This is a genomic window from Micromonospora sp. NBC_01405 (genome assembly GCF_045040155.1).
In the GTDB taxonomy this organism is placed as follows: domain Bacteria; phylum Actinomycetota; class Actinomycetes; order Mycobacteriales; family Micromonosporaceae; genus Micromonospora.
On sequence record NZ_CP109532.1, the window covers coordinates 7,251,804 to 7,269,126 of the forward strand.

Here is a 17,323-nt window from a genome sequence, read left to right on the forward strand (position 1 = left end):
CTCCCCGGGCCGGACCCGCAGGCCGCACCCGAGGTCCCCCGCCAGGGCAGCCCCGGGGGGTCAGGCCGTCGCGACCTCGGTTGACGCGCGGGGGTCCCGATCCGGCGTGCATCGGGCCGGGTCAGCACCACCGGCGTCGCCGGCCGGACCGCCCGGCGCTGGACCGCCCGGCGCCGGACCGGCCGACTGGGCCGGCGCCGCGTCCAGGTCGACGCGATCCGGGGTTCGCGCGGACCCGCCGGGACGGCCGTTGGCCGGGCCGCCGTCGGCCGGCTGGGTCCGGTCGGTGGAGTGGTCGAGCACCCGCAGCGCCGCGAGGGCCGCCATCGGCACCACCAGCGCGCCGGCGGCCCCGGCGACGTCGAGGGCGGAGCCGCTGAGCAACCCACCGATGACGGCGGCCACCGCCGTGCCGGCCATCGCGGCCCGCATCGCCGGGTAGATGCCGAACAGCCGCATCAGCCCGCCCCACGGCTGGAGCAACGCGAACCAGACCAGCAGGGCGCCGGCCAGGGCCAGCACGGTCAGCGGGCTGTTGACCAGCGTCTCGAAGTTGGCGCCGCCGGACCGGTGCACGGTCAGCCCGCCGGTGCCGTCGCCGACGGCGGCCAGGAACCGGCCGAGGCTGCCCCGCTCGGTGGCCGGCCGGCGCAGGTCGATCACCGCGTAACCGATGGTGAGGGCCAGCCCGGCCATGGTGGCCCAGACCAGCCGGCTGACCGTCAGCCAGCCGCCGGTGCTGATCGCCGCGGCCACGCTCACCCCGGCGGTCAGCGCGATCGCGCCGATCGAGTCCGTCCCCAGGTACGGGCTGCCGACCACCACCACGGCGAGCCCGCCGACGGCGACCACCACCATGGGCCGCCACTGGCGGCGGACCCGCTGGGCCAGCCAGCCGGCGCAGAGCAACGACCCGGCGATGAACACGCCGAGCCCGACGGTGCCCAGGCCGGCGAACCGGCCGCCCTGCAGGGCCGAGTAGCCGACCACCCCGTTGAGCTGCAACCGGGCCCCGGTGAGCACGTCGGCGGCGACGACGAGGGTGGCCAGGCCGGCGACCGCGCCGAGTGGGCCGAGCGTCGAGGCGTGCCCGGGGGCGAACCGGACGGCGGCGGTTCCCCCGACCACCAGCAGCGCCGTCACAATGGCGAACCACCAGCCGGCGTGGTCGCCGCGCCACCACGGCACGACGTCGGCGAGCAGGGCCGCCGGCACGGCCAGGGCGACGGCGACGAGCAGCAGCTCCACGGTCGCCACCACCCGCCGGGGCACCGGCTTCGGGCCGACCGGCCCGGCGTGCCGGCGGGCGCGGCGCAGCAGGGGAAGCACCGCGAGGGCGAGCAACACCTGCGCGCCGGCGAGCAGGGCGAAGAACCAGCCGGCGACCCACCGCTGGGCAGCGGACTCCCGGTCGGCGTCGGCCGGGGCGGCGAGCGCGGCCGGCAGATCCGCCGGCCGGCCGCCGACGGTGACCGCGGGCCGACCGAGGAACAGCCGCTCCGGCATCGGCCGGCCGAGCGCGGCGAGGGCGGTCGGCGCCAGGTCGACCAATTGCAGGTAGCCCTCCCGCCCGGTGGTGGGCGAGGTGAGCCAACCCCGCTCCCAGCCGGGGCCGTCGGCGACGGCGACGTGCAGCCGAGACGGCAGGCCGGTGTCGGAGACCCCGGCGACCAGCACCAGGGAGCGCGGGGGCCGGGCGGCGAGCACCCGGGCCAGGTCGGCGTCCGCCCGGCGGGCCTGCTCCGCCCGGGCTGCCGGGTCCTCGCCGGAGACGGCACCGAGGTCGACGATGCTCAGCACGCAGGAGCCGAGCAGCGGGGCCGGGTCGTCGGGCAGCCGCGCGGCGTACCGGTCGACCCGGCCGAACGGGCGGGCGGCGGCCACCGCCGCGCCGGGGCCGACCGCGACCGAGCAACGCACCGACTCGGACAGCGCGCCGGGCACCGCGCCCCAGGACCGGCGCTGCTGGTTGTACTGCACGACGCGCCCCTGGTCGGGCAGGTTCGCGCCGATGCCGTCGGGCTGCTCCACGGTCACCCCGCCGGACGGGCAGGCACCCGTGCCGCGGCTGCCGTTCCAGGCGGCAAAGTTGCCGGCGCCGAGGGTGAGCCAACCGTCGACGGGGCAGGTGGGCCGGTGCGCGGAGCGCACCGACAGGGAGCCGATCGAGCCTTCCTGCGCCATCCGCCACAGCGTCGGGGTGGCCTGCGGGTCCACGTCGTCCCAGCGCAGGCCCGCCACCCCGGCCAGCACCACGAAGTCGGCGGTGCGCCTGGGGGCCTCCCCGGTCGGCCGCGCGGCGAGGGCGGCGACGCCGAGGACCACGACCATCAGGGTCAGCAGCGCCGGCGTAACTCTGCGCAGCATCAACGGCGTCCCGTCGACGGGGTGTCGGGGGTGGCCGGGCCGGCCGCGTCGGAGGCCAGCTCCGCGTAGAGCGCGGCCAGCTCGGCGACGGTGTCAGCCTCGGTGGGCCAGGTTCCGGCCCGTGCCACGCCGGCCCGGCCCAGTGCGGCCCGGCGGTCGGCGTCGTCGAGCAGCCCCCGCACGGCGACGTCGAACGCGTCCACGTCGCCGGGGGGCACCAGCACGGCCGCGTCGCCGACCAGCCCCGGCAGGCCGCCGACGGCGGTCGCCACCAGGGGCACGCCGGCGTGCAGCGCCTCCTGGGCGAAGAGTTGGCGGGCCTCCCAGTCGCTGGTCACGACGGCCAGGTCGGCCCCGGCCAGCAGGTCGGCCACGTCGGTGCGGTGCCCGAGCAGGGTGACCGGGGCGCGGGCTGCGGAGACCCGGGCGGCCAGCGGCAGGTACGCCGGCCCGCTGCCGGCGATCACCACGACCGGCGGCGGGGTCCGGCCGCGCCACCGGGCGGCGGCGTCGATGAGTACGTCGTACCGCTTCTGGGGGTGCAGCCGGCCGACCGAGACGATCAGCGGCTGGCCGGCGGCCACCCCGAACTCGGCGCGGACAGCGGTCCGGCGACGGCGCGGTGCGGGTAGCGCCGGCGCGGCGACCGGGGCGAGCCGGGCGTCGGCGGCGCCGAGCGCGGCGGCCCGCTCGACCAGGTCGGTCGAGGCGCCGAGCGCGACCCGGGCGCCCCGGGCGACGACCCGCTCAGCGAGGCGGGACAGCCCGCCGCGCAACCCCCGGGCGAGGACCGCGTTGTGCCAGGTGACCACCAGTGGGGCTGCCGGCCTGGAGAGGACGGCGACCAGCCCGGCGCGCAGCCCGTGCGCGTGCAGCACGGCGACGGGCTCGGCGGCCAGCGCGCGGCGCAGCGCGGCGACCGCCCGGACGTCGGCGGGGGTGGGGCTGGCCGGGATCTCCACCGGCCGGAACCGGGCGCCCACTCCGGTGAAGTCGAACTGCTCCTCGGTGGCGGCCGGACCGCAGACCAGCACCGGGACACCCGCCTCGGCGAGCCCCCGGGCAACGGAGCGGAGGTGCTGGCCGACGCCGCCGGTGCTGGAGGCGAGCAGCAGTGCCACGGTTCCGTTTGGGCGGACGTTCGGCGTCGCGTCCGTCACCGCGACCACCCCCGGGCCGCCATCGCCGTCGGCCCGCCGCACGTCGTCGCGCTCACCCGGACACCGTCTCCTTTCCGTCGCCCCGCTCCGGGGGGACCACGCCCTCCTGCCGAGGCCCAACGGCTCGCCCGGCTCCCCGGCCCGCCCCGCCCAGCCGGCGGCGCACGGCGGCCAGCAGCGGCCGGACGTCCCGCCGGTCGGTCAGGTACACGACGGCGAGGAACACGATGCCGACCACGGCTGCGGACAGCATGCCCTGCACGAATGCCGCCGGTGCCGTCGGGGTGCCGTCGCCGGCCCCGGCCAGCACCCGGGCGACGCCCGTTCCGGCGAGCGCGCCGAGGGCCCCACCGAGCAGCCCGGCCACCCCGGCGCGGGCCCCGCCGGCCAGCGCGACGTGACCGGCCGCGCGGCGCACCGCGAGCAGCAGCAGGACGCCGAGCAGCAGCATCCCGGCCGAGTTGGCCAGGGTCACCGCGAGCACCCGGTCGGCGCGGGGCAGCAGTGCCGCGAGGGTGGCGACGGCCAGCGGCACGGCGAGCCAGCCGACGCTGATCGCGGCGGTGGCCGGCCGGGTGTCGCCCCGGGCGTACAGGGCCCGGGAGAGCACCGCGAACAGCCCGTAGCCGAGCAGGCCCGGGGCGAAGCCGGCGATCCCGGCGGCGACCGGGGCGGGGTCGTCCGGGCGGAAGAGCGCGGCGACCGGGGCGGCGGTGCCGGCCAGCGCCGCCGCGCCGAGGCAGCTGAACAGGAACACCCCCCGGGTGGTCGAGGCGAGGGTGGCCCGGTAGGTGGCCTCGTCGCCCGTCGCCGACGCCGCCGCGAGGGTCGGATACGCGGCGACGGCGAGCGGCACGGCCAGCACCGCCCAGGGCAGCAGGTACATCGTCTGGGCCAGGTTGAACACCTGGAGGGAGCCGGTGGGGCCGCCCGAGGTGCTCTTGATGATCACCGCGAGGGCGATCTGCTGGGCGGTGACGGTGACCACACCGGCCATCGCCAGCCCACCGACGCGGGCCCGGGCGTCGGCGTCAAACGCGTACCCGGGGCGCAGCCGCAGGCCCAACCGGCGCAGCGGGATCAGCAGCGACAGCGACAGCACCACCACGCCGAGGGTGGTGCCGCCGGAGAGGACCAGTTCGCCGCCCCGGCTCACCCCGGCGACCGTGGCCCGGCGCCCCTCGGCCGCGCTGAACGCCAGGTACACCACGATCACGGTGAGGCTGGACAGCAGCGGGGCGATGACCGGCCAGGCGAACCGGCGGTGTGCCTGGAGCACCCCGGTGAGCACGATGCCGATGCCGTAGAGCGGCAACTGGGGGGCGAAGACCCGCAGCATCCGGGCGCCGGCGGCCAGCTCCGCCGGGCTGCGGCCGGAGCTGAACGCCTCGACGATCGGCCCGGCCAGCAGGGCGACCGCGACGGCCAGCGGCACCAGCAGGGTCACCGTCCAGGTCAGCAGGGCCCCGGTGGTCGCGCCCACCGCCCGCCGGTCCCCCGCCGCGACCGGGCCGGCCAGCAGCGGTACGACCAGGCTGGCCAGCGCCCCACCGGCCACGATCTCGAAGATGATGTTCGGCACGGTGTTCGCGACGACGTACATGTCGCCGAGGTCGCTGAAGTCCAGCGTCCAGGTGAACACCAGGGTGCGGCCGAAGCCGGCGAGCCGACTGACCACGGTGAGCACGGCGATCAGCGCGGCCGCTCCGGCCACCCGGCCGGCGCCGGCGAGGGGTGCCGGAGTCTTCACGTCAGTCGGTGCGCCGGCCCAGTGCGTCCAGCTCGCGCAGGCCCGGGGTGGCCTGGATGACCTGGGTGAAGCTGACCTTCTCGCTGGCCGCGGTGAGCCCGGCGAGCACGGCGAGCGCGCCGGCCCGGCCGAGCGGCCCGGTGCGGGCCGCGAGGGCCACCCCGAGCAGCGCGCCGAGCGCGTTGGCCCCGCCGTCGCCGATCATCACCTGCTCGTCGAGGTCGTCGCTGAGCAGGCCGGCAGCGGCGCCCACCGCACCGGCGGCGATCCCGCCGTGCGGCCCGCGCGCCAGCGGCACGCCGAGCAGCAGGCCGGACTTCAGTGCCCGCCCCGGCCGCAGGTCGAGCAGGTTGAGCAGGTTGGCGGTGCCGGCGATCACCCCGGCACCGAGCAGCACGTCGACGGTGCGACCGACCGCGCCGTGGCGCTGCCGGCGGGGATGGGCGGCGACGGTGGGGTCGGCGGCGAGCAGCGCGGCGGCGCCGAGACCGGCCGCGCCCACTCCGACGATCTTGACGAGGCCGGCGGTGACCCGCCCCTCCCGCAGCGCGGCGAGGTGTCCGGCGAAGCCCTTGGCGGCCTTCTGCTCCGGCCGGGCGCCCACCATGTCGTCGTAGACGCCGACCGCTCCCCCGCCCACGCCGGCCACCAGCGCGGCGGCGCCTGCGGGCACGCTGGGCGCGCCGAGCGCGCCGGCCGCGGCGGCGCCGGCGGCGAGCGCCGGGCCGGCGGCCAGGGTGAGGGTGCGGCCCCGGAAGTTGGTGCGTTCCAGGGCCGGGGCGACCGGCGAGGTGCGCACCTCGCGCAGCGCGTACCGGGCGGCGGCGGCGCCGGCCCCGGCGATCAGCAGGCGGCCCAACAGGCTCACGCAATCACCCCGTTCAGGACGCCGCCGACGTGGCGGGCGGGATCGGACAGCCGGGTACGTCGTTCGCTCACTGGGGCATTCTAGGCACCAGGGCGGTGGCGTTGTCGCCCACGCCGTACTGGCCGGCCTTCTTCTCGACGACCTGCTGCGCCAGCGCCAGGCTGGTGACCAGTTGCCCCTGCGTGGTGTTGGCGTCGTCGACGGTGGAGATGGTCTGCGACAGCACCGGGTCGCCCCGGACCACCGACACCACGTTCCCGCCCTCCGAGCCGGTGCCGGCCACCACGATCGCGCCGGCCCGGTCGAACTGCTCGGCGACCTTGACCACCGACTCGTCCTTCTTCGCCGAGTCCTTGTCCACGTACGGCTGCCCGCTGACCAGCACCACCGCCTCGGCCGGCCCGGTCACCTTCTCGTCGGTCGTCAGGTAACCGGTCTTGGTGTACGACGCCAGCACCGCCCTGCGGTCGGCCTCGGTGACGGGGGTGCCGCCGACCCGGTCCAGCAGGACGCTGGCCAGCAGGGCGCTGGAGGTCTCCACGCCGTGACCGTTGCCGGGCAGGCCGGACGCGGGGGCGCTGGGTCGGGCGGCGGTGACGGCCAGTTCCATCAGGTTGCTGTTGTTGTCCGGGTTGATGAACTTGTCCTGGAGGTCGACCTGGCCGGTGACGGTGGCCCCGGCGGTCCGGAGCATCTTCTGCACGCCCTCGGCGTGTTCCCGCCCGTTGGGCAGGGTGAGCACCAGCGCCCGGCGACCGGTGAGCTTGCCCGACAGCACCACCTGGGCGATCTCGGCGGCGAACTGCTGCTCCGTCTCCAGTTCCTTCTGCATGCTGTTGACCATCTGGCGCCTCTGCTGGTTGTCCTTGCTCAGCTCGTTCACGCGCTCCTTGAGCGAGTCGGCCACCGGGCCGTTGAGGGCGGCCGTGCCGACCACCAGGCCGATGGCCAACGCCAGGAAGACCGCGGTCAGGGACACCACGTGGTAGCGAAAGTTGATCACGCTTGCAGCCTCTTGATCGGTCGGGAGCTAGAAGAGCTGGCCGAGCTGGAACACGAAATTGTTCCACCATTCGCTGACCACGCCCAGATATGCCTTGCCGACGGTGGAGACCGCCACGGCGGAGGCCATCGCCGCCACCGCCGCGAGCACCAGCAGCAGCAGGGAGGAGCCGGAGATGCTCTGCCGGTAGAGCCGGCTGACGCCCTTGGCGTCCACCAGCTTCCCGCCGACCTTGAGCCGGGTGAGGAACGTCGAGGCCATCCCGCCCCGGCCCTTGTCGAGGAACTCGACCAGGGTGGCGTGCGTGCCGACCGCCACCAGCAGCGAGGCGCCCTTCTCGTCGGCCAGCAGCATCGCCAGGTCCTCGCTGGTCGCCGCCGCCGGGAAGGTGATCGCCGGGACGCCCAGCCCGTTGACCCGGGGCAGCCCCGGCGCCCGCCCGTCCGGGTACGCGTGCACGACCACCTCGGCGCCGCAGCGCAGCACGTCGTCGGTGACCGAGTCCATGTCCCCGATGATCATGTCGGGGGTGTAGCCCGCCTCGACCAGCGCGTCCGCCCCGCCGTCCACGCCGATCAGCACCGGCTTGAACTCCCGGATGTACGGACGCAGCACGTCCAGGTCGTCCTTGTAGTCGTAGCCGCGCACCACGATCAGACAGTGCCGGCCCTGGATCTGGGTCTGGATCTCCGGCACGCCGACGCCGTCGAGGAGCAGGTCGCGTTCCTGCCTGAGGTAGTCCATGGTGTTGGCGGCGAACGCCTCCAACTGCACCGACAGCCCCTCCCGGGCGTCGGCCATCGCCTTGGCCACCGTCTCGGTGTCCTGGAGGGCGCCGTGCGCGACCGGCTCGCCGCCGACGTAGACGGTGTTGCCCTCGATCCGGACGGTGTCACCCTCCCGGACCTGCTCGAAGATCCCCTCACCGAGGTCGTCCAGGAGCGGGATGCCGCCGGCGACCAGCACCTCGGGGCCGAGATTCGGATACCGGCCGGAGACCGACGGTTTGGCGTTGAGCACGGCGGCGACCCCGACGGCGACCAGCGAATCGGCCGCCACCCGGTCCAGGTCGACGTGGTCGATGATCGCGATGTCGCCCGGGCGCAGCCGGCCGACCAGGCGTTTCGTCCGGCGATCGAGGCGCGCGGTGCCGAGGACTGTGTCCGGTTCCGCGCTCCGGTTCCGGCGCAACGTGGGTAGACGCATCGTGACCATCCTGGCATGTGAGGCAGGCATTTCTGTCGCGACATGCCTGGGCAGGGCCGCCTACCCAGGGAAGCACACCGCAGCGCACACTGGTGTGCCTGCGCTCACAATAGGCCGCGGTCAGGGCCGCCTTTCCCGAGCCGCGACGGCCAACAGCTCCTCCGCGTGGGCGATACCCAGATCCGAGTCCGGCAAACCCGCCAGCATCCGGGCCAGCTCGCGGGCCCGCGCGGTGTCCTCCACCACCCGCACCCCGCTGGTGGTCACCGCACCCCGGGTGTCCTTCGCCACCACCAGGTGCCGGTCGGCGAACGCGGCCACCTGCGGCAGGTGGGTGACCACCAGCACCTGGTGGCTGCGGGCCAGCCGGGCCAGCCGACGGCCGATCTCCACCGCCGCCTGGCCACCGACGCCCGCGTCGACCTCGTCGAAGACCAGGGTGGGCGGGCCACCGGAACCGGCGAAGACCACCTCGATGGCGAGCATCACCCGGGACAGCTCACCGCCTGACGCGCCGCGCTGCAACGGCAGCGACGGTGCACCCGGATGGGCCAGCAGCCGCAGCTCCACCTCGTCACCGCCGTCCGGACCCACGCCGACCTCGACGCCGTTGACCGGCAGGCTCGGCTCCGACCTCCCCACCGACCGGGGCAGCACCGCCACCTCGATCCGGGCGTGCGGCATGGCCAGCCCGGCCAGCTCGACGGTGACCTGCTCGGCGAACCGGGTCGCCGCCTCCTGTCGGGATGTCGACACCCGCCCGGCCAGCTCGGCCACCTCACCGGCCAGCCGGGACGCCTCCCGGCCCAGCTCGTCAAGGAACTCGTCGGAGGTGCCCAGGTCGGAAAGCCGGACGCGGGCCCGCTCCGCCCAGGCGACCACCCCGTCGACGTCATCGGCGTACTTGCGGGTCAGCCCCCGCAGCGCCGCCCGCCGCTCGTAGATGGTCTGCAACCGCGCCGGGTCGGCGTCCAACGCCGCCAGGTACGCCGACAGCTCGGCGGAGACGTCGGCGACCAGGGTGGCCGCCTCCTCCAGCCGGGCCGCCAGGTCGCCCAGGGCCGCGTCGGTGCCGGCCTGCGCCTCCAGCGTGCGCCGGGCCAGCCCGAGCAGCGCCGTGGCGTCCGGCGTCTCGTCGGTCGACTCGGCGCCGCCGGCCACGCACTGGTGCGCCGTCTGCGCCGCCGTGCGCAGCCCCTCGGCGTGCTCCAGGCGCTGCGCCTCCGCCTTCAGCTCGTTGTCCTCACCCGGCTGCGGGTCGACCCGGCTGATCTCGTCCAGCCCCAGCCGGAGCAGGTCGGCCTCCTGGCTGCGGGCCCGGGCGTTGCGCCGCCGGTCGGCCAGGTCCTCGACCACCGTCCGCCACCGGGTGTACGCCTCGCGCAGCGCGTCTGTCAGCTTCTCGTGCTCCGGCCCGGCGAACCGGTCCAGCGCGGCCCGCTGCTCGGCCGGTCGCAGCAGGCGCAGCTGGTCGGACTGGCCGTGCACCGCCACCACCTGCTCGCCGACCTCGCCGAGCATCGCCACCGGCATGCTGCGCCCGCCCAGGTGCGCCCGGGAGCGCCCCTCCACGGTGACCGTCCGGCTCAGCAGCAGCACGCCGTCGTCGTCGGGCTCGCCGCCGGCATCGATGACCCGGGCGTGCACGGCCGCCGCGACCCGGCCGACGAGGCGCAGCCGCCCCTCGACCAATGCACGGCCCGGCTGGGCGCGCACCCGGCCGGCGTCGGCCCGGCCACCGAAGAGCAGGCCGAGACCGGTCACCACCATCGTCTTGCCGGCACCGGTCTCGCCGGTGATGACGTTCATCCCGCCGGCCAACGGCAGTGTGGTGTCCTCGATGACGCCCAGTCCGGTGATGCGCAGCTCTTCCAGCACAGCACCCGACAGTAGACGCGGGCCCCGACAGTTGACCAGCCGGCGCGGCCGGGACGCCGCGCCGACCCGGGCGAACACCCGCCCCGGCGCCGCCACCGGCCCGCCGTCCAGCCTGCTGGTCACCGTAGGCGGGACGCCGGGGAGACCTGGCTCACCTGCGGTTGCCCCGCCAGCCGTGCACCGGCAGCCCGAACTTCGCCACCAACCGGTCGGTGAACGACCGGGCCCGCAGCCGCACCACACACACCGGCAACGCGCCACGACGCACCGTGACCCGGGCACCCGGCGGCAGGTCGTACACGCGCCGGCCGTCGCAGCAGAGCACCGCCAGGGTGGTGAACGGGTCCACCGTGATCGAGAACGTCGACGTCGGCGAGGTGACCAGGGGCCGGCTGAACAGCGCGTGCGCGCTGATCGGCACCAACAGCAGCGCCTCCACCTCCGGCCAGACCACCGGCCCGCCGCCGGAGAACGCGTACGCGGTGGAGCCGGTCGGGGTCGCGCACACCACGCCGTCGCAGCCGTACCGCGACAGCGGCCGGCCGTCCACGTCGACGAGGAGCTCCAGCATCTGGGCCCGCTCGCCCTTCTCGACGCTGATCTCGTTGAGCGCCCAGGACTCGATCGTCGGGCCGCCGTCGAACTCCGCGGTCACGTCCAGGGTGAGCCGTTCGTCCACCGTGTAGTTGCGCTCGACCACGTCGCGCACCGCCACGTCGAGGTCGTCGATCTCCGCCTCGGCGAGGAAGCCGACCTTGCCGAGGTTGATGCCGAGCAGCGGCACCTTCGTCGGGCGGGCCAGCTCGGCCGCGCGCAGGAACGTGCCGTCCCCACCGAGGGCGAAGACGATCTCCGCGCCCTGTGCGGCCTCGGGGCCGGTCACCGGCACCACGCCGGGCAGGTCCAGGTCCTCGGCCTCCTCGGCCACCACCCGCACCTCGAAGCCCGCGGCGATCAGGTCCGCCGCGACCGCCCGGGCGTGCTCGGTGCTGCGGCGCCGGCCCGTATGCGTCACGAGCAGCGCGGTACGACTCACCGGATCCGCCTTCCGTTCGCGACCGCGGGGCTCGCAAGCTCACTCCTCGCGCTCACCCGTCCCGCCTTCCGTTCGCGACTGCGGGGCTCGCAAGCTCACTCCTCGCGCTCACCCTGCCACCTCCTCCGGGGCCGTTTCCGGCTCCTGCGGGGCCGCGTCCGGCGTGGTGCCGGACGGGGGCGGACCCTGCGGGCCGGCCGCCACGACGGCCCGCACCCGCTGCGGGTCAGCCTTCGACGCGCCCCGGCGTAACCATACGAAGAACTCGACGTTGCCGCTGGGCCCCGGCAGTGGGCTCGCGGTAACGTCCGCCAGCCCCAGGCCGAGCGTGGCCGCCGCCGCCGCCACATCGAGGACGGCCTCGGCGCGCAACGCCTCGTCGCGCACCACCCCGCCGGCGCCGACCCGTTCCCTGCCCACCTCGAACTGGGGCTTGACCATCAGCGCCAGGTCGCCGTCGAGCCGGGTGCAGGCGGCCAGCGCCGGCAGCACCAGCCGCAGCGAGATGAACGACAGGTCGGCCACCGTCAGGTCGACCTGCCCGGCGATCACCTCCGGAGTCAGGGTGCGGACGTTGGTGCGTTCGAGGACGCGTACCCGGTCGTCGGTGCGCAGCGACCAGGCGAGCTGGCCGTACCCGACGTCCACGGCGACCACCTCGGCCGCGTCGGCGCGCAGCAGGACGTCGGTGAAGCCGCCGGTCGACGCGCCGGCGTCGAGGCAGCGGCGGCCGGCCACCCGCAGCCCGCCCGGGGCGAACGCGGCCAGCGCGCCGGCCAGCTTGTGCCCGCCCCGGGAGACGTACTCCGAGACGGGGTCGGCACCGGTGACCAGCAGCGGGTCCGCGGGATCGACCATCGCGGCGGCCTTGCGGGCCGGCACCCCGCGAAGCCGGACCCGCCCGGCCTCCACGAGCGCGGCGGCCTGCTCCCGGGAGCGGGCCAGCCCGCGGCGGACGAGTTCGGCGTCGAGCCGGGTGCGACGTGCCATGGGAAGGTTCTCCGGTCGGTCAGGCCTGGTCGATGGTGGCGAGCGTCTCGCGCAGCGTCTGGTACGCCGCCTCGTACTGCGGGATCTGGTCGGCCGGCGAGAGCACCGTGGCGTTCGCCATCGCCTGGACGGCGGCGTCCACCGCCGGGTGCCGGACCGCCCCGTCGTCGTCGACGCCGACCGGGCTCGGCGGCGGGCCCGGCCGGGGACCGGGCGGCGGGCCCGGCCGGAACGGCGCGCTCACCGCCCGCCTCGACCTGTCGCGGGTACGCTCACTTCGCGCCGCCGGGCTGCTGCCTGCGCGGCACCGCCTTCACCGGCCGGGCCGGCTCCGCGCCGCCCTCGTCGGTACCGGTACGGCTCACCGTGGCCGGCGGCTTGCGGGCGATGGTCTTCTTCGCGACGGCCTTCTTGGCCACCGCCTTCTTCGTCACGGATTGCGTCGCCAGCGCGTCCGGGGCTGCGGGGCCCGTCGACTCCGCGGCGGCGGAGGGCAGGGGGGCCGGCTCCGCCGCGCCGGCCGGCAGGGCGGACCCGACGGGGGCGGCCGGGCCCGCCTTGGCCTCCCGGAGCTGACGCTCCAACTCGTGCACCCGACGGGTCAGCTCGGCCACCTCGTCGGCGGCCGCCAGTCCCACCGCGCCGAGGGCGCGGTCCACCTCGAAGCGCACCAGTTTGGTCAGCGCCTCCCGGTTGGCCACACCGGTCGAGACCAGTTCCTCGGCGAGGGCCTGGAGCTGGGTGGCCGTCGCCTCACCGGAGCCGACCAGCCGGCGTACGACGTCCTGGGCCTTCTTCCGGGGGGCCTCCGTCAGGCCCATGGCCAGTCCGAGGTAGGCGCGCCACGCGTCCTGCATGCCTGAATCCTTCCACGGGGGTGGGGTTTCAGGTGTCACGCTACCGGGCGCCGCGCGACGCCCATTACGGTACGGTGCCGGGAAACGGGCGTGGCGAGGTGTGAGGAGACGATGTGGCCAGCGTGGACGAGTGCCGGCAGGCGTTGCAGGATCTGGCCGCCCGGCTGGACCGCAACGCCGAGACCGTGCGGGGGCGGATCGACCTGGACCGGACTCTGGCCTGCCGGGTGACCGATCTGGGTACGGCCTTCCACGGCCGACTCGCCGACGGGCGGCTGCTCGACCTGACCGACGGCGACGACCCGAAGGCGAAGATCGCGCTGAGCACCAGCAGCGACAATCTGCTCGCCCTCGTCCGCGGCGAGCTCGACGTCACCCGGGCGGTGGCGTCCAAGCAGGTCTCGATCAAGGCGAACCCGTTCGACCTGCTGAAGCTCCGCAAGCTGCTCTGACAGCCGGGACGCCGGTCCCCGGGTCAGTCCGTCAAGCCGAGGTCGGCCAACGCCTCGATGGCCTCCGGCGACCCCGCCCGGACCGCCGGGCCGGCGTCCGCCGCCCACGCGACGGCGCAGAGCGCGGCCAGGGCGTCCAGCGGTCGTCCCGCCCCGGTCAGTTCCAGCACGCCGTCATCGGCCACGGTCGCCGACCAGCCACCGGTCTCCGGATCGCCGGGCACCCGGACCACCGCCGCCGGGTCGAACAGCCCGGCCAGATCGACCGAGACGTACGTCGGGCGACGCGCCGGGGCTGCGGCCAGCAGCTCGGGCACATCGCTGACGCCGGTGAGCACCAGCAGGCTGTCCAGCCCGGCCCGGCGCGCGCCCTCGATGTCGGTGTCCAGCCGGTCGCCCACCACCAGGGTGCGTCCCTCGCCGGCCCGGCGGGCGGCGGTGGCGAACAGCGCCGGCTCGGGCTTGCCCACCACCACGTCCGGTTCCCGGTCGAGCGCGGTGCGCAGCACGGCCACCAGCGATCCGTTGCCCGGCAGCGGGCCACGCCCGCTGGGCAGGGTGCGGTCGGTGTTCGTGGCGATCCAGATCGCGCCCGCCCGCACCGCAAGCGACGCCTCGGCCAGGTCCGCCCAGCCGACCTGTGGGCCGTACCCCTGCACCACCGCGGCCGGGGCGTCGTCGGCGAGGGAGACCGGACGCAGCCCGACCGCGCCGATCTCGGCGCGCAGCGCCTCCGCACCCACCACCAGGACCGCCGCACCGGCGGGCAGCCGCTCCGCCAGCAGTTCGGCGGAGGCGGCGGCGGAGGTCAGCACCTCCTCCGGGGTGGCGGGCACGCCCATCCCGCAGAGCAGGTCGGCGACCTCGCTGGAACGACGGGACGCGTTGTTCGTGGCGTACGCGACCGCCCGTCCCTCGGCACGCAGCCGACCCACCGCCGCGACGGCGCCGGGGATCGGCCGGTCGATCAGGTAGATCACCCCGTCCAGGTCGAAGACGACCAGCGAGTACCCGTCGGCCAGCCGACCCCCGGCGTCCGTGCTCACCGCTGGTCCGTGCCCGATTCGCGGTCGCCGGCCGGCTCCTCGCCCCGCGCCGACCCGGGCCGGGCCGCAATGGTGCCGGCCTCGTCGTCGGTCAGCTCGTCCCCGGCCAGGTCGTCGGCGCGCCGCCCGGCGTCGTCGTCGTCTTCGTCGTCTTCGTCTTCGTCGTCGCGGTCGGCGGCGTCCGAAGAGTCGAGGTCCTCGTCCCGGTCGTCGGCACCGAGGTCGTCCTCGTCGTCCGACCGGCCGGCGACCGGCTCAGCCGGCACCGCGCCCGGGCTTCCCGGCCCGGCAGCGATCTCCTCGGCCGGCTCGTCGTCCTCGTCGTCGCCCTCGATCAGCACCCCGTCGAGTTCGAGCAGCCGCTCGGCCGCATCGGTCTCGCCGTCGGTGTCGACCTCGGCCGCCCGGGAGAACCACTCCCGGGCCTCCTCGCGCCGCCCGACCGCGAGCAGCGCGTCGGCGTACGCGTACCGGAGCCGGCCGGCCCACGGCTCGGTCGCCTCGCTCGTCAGCTCACGAACCTGGAGCATCGCCACCGCGGCGTCCTTCTGGCCGAGGTCACCACGGGCGCCGGCGGCCACGATCAGCAGCTCGATCGCGACGGCCTGGTCCAGCTTGTCCTGGTCGGCGCCCCGGAACAGGTCGATCGCCCGTTCCGGCCGCCCGAGCGCCCGCTCGCAGTCGGCGAGCACCGCCAGGTGGCTCTGCAACCCGGTCATCCGGTGATACGTGCGCAGCTCGGCGATGGCCGTCTGCCACTCCCCCGTGTGGTACGCGGCCAGTCCGACCGCCTCCCGGACCGCCGAGATCCGCGACGCGAGCCGCCGGGCGGCCATCGCGTGCGCCAGCGCCTCGACCGGAGCCTCGTCGATCAGCTGGCCGGTCGCGACCAGGTGCCGGGCGACGGTGTCCGCCACCGGCTTGGCCAGCGAGAGCAGTTCGGCGCGGACGGTCGAGTCCAGGTCGGTCGCGACGATCTCGTCGGGCAGCGCGGGCGCGTCCGTAGTGCGGTCACCCTCCGCCGACCCGGCGCGGTCCCGCCGGTCGTCGCGGGCGGGGCCGGCAGCGTAACCGCCTTCCCGGCGCCGGTCCTCGGGACCACGGCGGTCGTCGCGGCGCGGACGCTCGCCCTGACCGGCCCGGTCGCCACCACCAAAGCCACCCTCACGGGAGCCGGACCGGAAGCCACCCTCGCGACGGTCACCACCACGGAAGCCACCCTCACGCGACGGACCACCTTCACGCGAGCCGGAGCGGAAGCCACCCTCACGCGGGCCGCCCTCACGCGGACCGGAACGGAAGCCACCCTCACGCGGGCCACCTTCACGCGGACCAGAGCGGAAGCCGCCCTCACGACGGTCGCCGCCCTGGTACCCGCCCTCACGACGGTCACCACCACGGAAACCACCGTCACGCGACGGACCACCTTCACGCGGACCGGAACGGAAGCCGCCCTCACGCGGGCCACCTTCACGCGGACCGGAACGGAAGCCGCCCTCACGCGGGCCACCTTCACGCGGACCGGAACGGAAGCCGCCCTCACGACGGTCGCCGCCCTGGTACCCGCCCTCACGACGGTCACCACCACGGAAGCCGCCCTCACGCGGGCCGCCCTCACGCGGACCGGAACGGAAGCCGCCTTCACGGTCGCCACCGCGGAAGCCGCCCTCACGACGGTCACCGCCCTGGAACCCGCCCTGCCGGCCATCCCCGTCACGGCGGAAACCACCCTCGCGCGGACCCGACCGGAAGCCACCCTCGCGACGGTCACCACCGGATCCGCCCTCACGCGGACCAGAGCGGAAGCCGCCCTCACGACGGTCACCACCACGGAAACCACCGTCACGCGACGGACCACCTTCACGCGAGCCGGAGCGGAAGCCACCCTCACGCGGGCCGCCCTCACGCGGACCGGAACGGAAGCCACCCTCACGCGGGCCACCTTCACGCGGACCGGAACGGAAGCCGCCCTCACGCGGGCCGCCCTCACGCGGACCGGAACGGAAGCCGCCCTCACGACGGTCGCCGCCCTGGTACCCGCCCTCACGACGGTCACCACCACGGAAACCACCGTCACGCGACGGACCACCTTCACGCGGACCCGACCGGAAGCCACCCTCGCGACGGTCACCACCGGATCCGCCCTCACGCGGACCAGAGCGGAAGCCACCCTCACGACGGTCGCCGCCCTGGTACCCGCCCTCACGACGGTCACCACCACGGAAACCACCGTCACGCGACGGACCACCTTCACGCGGACCCGACCGGAAACCGCCCTCACGCGGGCCGCCTTCACGCGGACCGGAACGGAAGCCGCCCTCACGACGGTCGCCGCCCTGGTACCCGCCCTCACGACGGTCACCACCACGGAAGTCACGGCCCTCACCGCGCGGTGCCCCGCGGCTGTCGCCATCCCGGCGGTCACCGGCGGCGGGGCGGGAATCGTCACGGGAAGTACCCCGGAACCCGCCCTCACGGCGCTCACCGCCACGGAAACCACCGCCCTGGCCGCCGGCTCGATCGCCGCGGTACGGGGGACGTTCGTCGCGTCGGGGCGCCCCGTCACGTCGGTCGGAGCGGTCTTCGGAACGACGAGGACGGTCGCCGTCGTGCGGTCCTGAACTCACAGGTACATCCTTCCTGATTGCGCCGGAACCGACGCTACGCAGTCGAGGGCCGACCCGGGTGGGGCGGCCCTCGACTGGAAAGA

General features: G+C 75.5%; 15 protein-coding genes. 2 read left to right on the forward strand and 13 right to left on the reverse strand.

Translation table 11 applies throughout. The features are described from left to right. Positions 1 to 60: 60 nt before the first annotated feature. The 11 genes from OG559_RS31035 to OG559_RS31085 all read right to left on the reverse strand — a co-directional run bounded on the left by OG559_RS31035 (position 61) and on the right by OG559_RS31085 (position 13,115). Positions 61 to 2,367 (reverse strand): hypothetical protein, encoded by a 2,307-nt coding sequence (locus OG559_RS31035; protein ID WP_405110666.1) that lies wholly within the window; start codon positions 2,365 to 2,367, stop codon positions 61 to 63. Next, the gene (locus OG559_RS31040) at positions 2,367 to 3,527 is read right to left on the reverse strand and encodes a glycosyltransferase family 4 protein (RefSeq protein ID WP_405110669.1); all 1,161 of its coding nucleotides are present in this window, start codon (positions 3,525 to 3,527) and stop codon (positions 2,367 to 2,369) included. Before OG559_RS31040 ends, OG559_RS31035 begins: the two co-directional genes overlap by 1 nt. 52 nt (positions 3,528 to 3,579) lie before the next feature. After that, a complete protein-coding gene (gene murJ / locus OG559_RS31045; protein ID WP_405110672.1) occupies positions 3,580 to 5,277 on the reverse strand; it encodes a murein biosynthesis integral membrane protein MurJ in 1,698 nt (565 codons plus the stop codon). Between the two features lies 1 nt (position 5,278). After that, positions 5,279 to 6,145, reverse strand: coding sequence for a hypothetical protein (locus tag OG559_RS31050; RefSeq protein ID WP_405110675.1), 867 nt, complete (start codon positions 6,143 to 6,145; stop codon positions 5,279 to 5,281). A gap of 67 nt (positions 6,146 to 6,212) precedes the next feature. Next, positions 6,213 to 7,148, reverse strand: coding sequence for a copper transporter (locus OG559_RS31055; RefSeq protein WP_405110678.1), 936 nt, complete (start codon positions 7,146 to 7,148; stop codon positions 6,213 to 6,215). Positions 7,149 to 7,175: 27 nt separating this feature from the next. After that, positions 7,176 to 8,354: a putative cytokinetic ring protein SteA gene (steA, locus tag OG559_RS31060; RefSeq protein ID WP_387025875.1), complete on the reverse strand. Its 1,179-nt coding sequence runs from the start codon at positions 8,352 to 8,354 to the stop codon at positions 7,176 to 7,178. Positions 8,355 to 8,474: 120 nt separating this feature from the next. Next, the gene (recN, locus tag OG559_RS31065; RefSeq protein ID WP_405117103.1) at positions 8,475 to 10,232 is read right to left on the reverse strand and encodes a DNA repair protein RecN; all 1,758 of its coding nucleotides are present in this window, start codon (positions 10,230 to 10,232) and stop codon (positions 8,475 to 8,477) included. Between the two features lie 151 nt (positions 10,233 to 10,383). Further along, the gene (locus OG559_RS31070) at positions 10,384 to 11,268 is read right to left on the reverse strand and encodes an NAD kinase (RefSeq protein WP_405095534.1); all 885 of its coding nucleotides are present in this window, start codon (positions 11,266 to 11,268) and stop codon (positions 10,384 to 10,386) included. A 108-nt stretch (positions 11,269 to 11,376) separates the two neighbouring features. Further along, the gene (locus OG559_RS31075) at positions 11,377 to 12,258 is read right to left on the reverse strand and encodes a TlyA family RNA methyltransferase (protein ID WP_405110681.1); all 882 of its coding nucleotides are present in this window, start codon (positions 12,256 to 12,258) and stop codon (positions 11,377 to 11,379) included. A gap of 19 nt (positions 12,259 to 12,277) precedes the next feature. Continuing rightward, a complete protein-coding gene (locus OG559_RS31080; protein WP_405110684.1) occupies positions 12,278 to 12,502 on the reverse strand; it encodes a hypothetical protein in 225 nt (74 codons plus the stop codon). A 28-nt stretch (positions 12,503 to 12,530) separates the two neighbouring features. Then, a complete protein-coding gene (locus OG559_RS31085) occupies positions 12,531 to 13,115 on the reverse strand; it encodes a hypothetical protein (protein WP_405110687.1) in 585 nt (194 codons plus the stop codon). Positions 13,116 to 13,228: 113 nt separating this feature from the next. On the opposite strand from OG559_RS31085, the gene OG559_RS31090 reads away from it, so the two are divergent. Next, positions 13,229 to 13,567 carry an SCP2 sterol-binding domain-containing protein gene (locus OG559_RS31090; RefSeq protein WP_396672091.1) on the forward strand — a complete coding sequence of 113 codons (339 nt, stop codon included), beginning with the start codon at positions 13,229 to 13,231 and terminating at the stop codon, positions 13,565 to 13,567. A 23-nt stretch (positions 13,568 to 13,590) separates the two neighbouring features. Here the strand turns inward: OG559_RS31090 and OG559_RS31095 are convergent, their stop codons facing one another. Beyond that, positions 13,591 to 14,613 (reverse strand): HAD-IIA family hydrolase, encoded by a 1,023-nt coding sequence (locus tag OG559_RS31095; RefSeq protein ID WP_405110691.1) that lies wholly within the window; start codon positions 14,611 to 14,613, stop codon positions 13,591 to 13,593. Beyond that, a complete protein-coding gene (locus OG559_RS31100) occupies positions 14,610 to 15,530 on the reverse strand; it encodes a Replicase polyprotein 1ab (protein WP_405110693.1) in 921 nt (306 codons plus the stop codon). The genes OG559_RS31095 and OG559_RS31100 overlap by 4 nt, the downstream gene beginning before the upstream one ends. Between OG559_RS31100 and OG559_RS31105 the strand changes: the two genes are divergently transcribed. Then, the gene (locus OG559_RS31105) at positions 15,453 to 17,234 is read left to right on the forward strand and encodes a hypothetical protein (RefSeq protein WP_405110696.1); all 1,782 of its coding nucleotides are present in this window, start codon (positions 15,453 to 15,455) and stop codon (positions 17,232 to 17,234) included. The genes OG559_RS31100 and OG559_RS31105 overlap by 78 nt on opposite strands. Positions 17,235 to 17,323 lie beyond the last annotated feature (89 nt).

What these genes read in the sequence shown, in the direction of transcription:
- OG559_RS31075 (WP_405110681.1), bottom strand. Translation starts at nt 12,258, where the DNA reads ATGGCACGTCGCACCCGGCTCGACGCCGAACTCGTCCGCCGCGGGCTG.
- OG559_RS31035 (WP_405110666.1), bottom strand. Translation starts at nt 2,367, where the DNA reads ATGCTGCGCAGAGTTACGCCGGCGCTGCTGACCCTGATGGTCGTGGTC.
- OG559_RS31085 (WP_405110687.1), bottom strand. Translation starts at nt 13,115, where the DNA reads ATGCAGGACGCGTGGCGCGCCTACCTCGGACTGGCCATGGGCCTGACG.
- steA (WP_387025875.1), bottom strand. Translation starts at nt 8,354, where the DNA reads ATGCGTCTACCCACGTTGCGCCGGAACCGGAGCGCGGAACCGGACACA.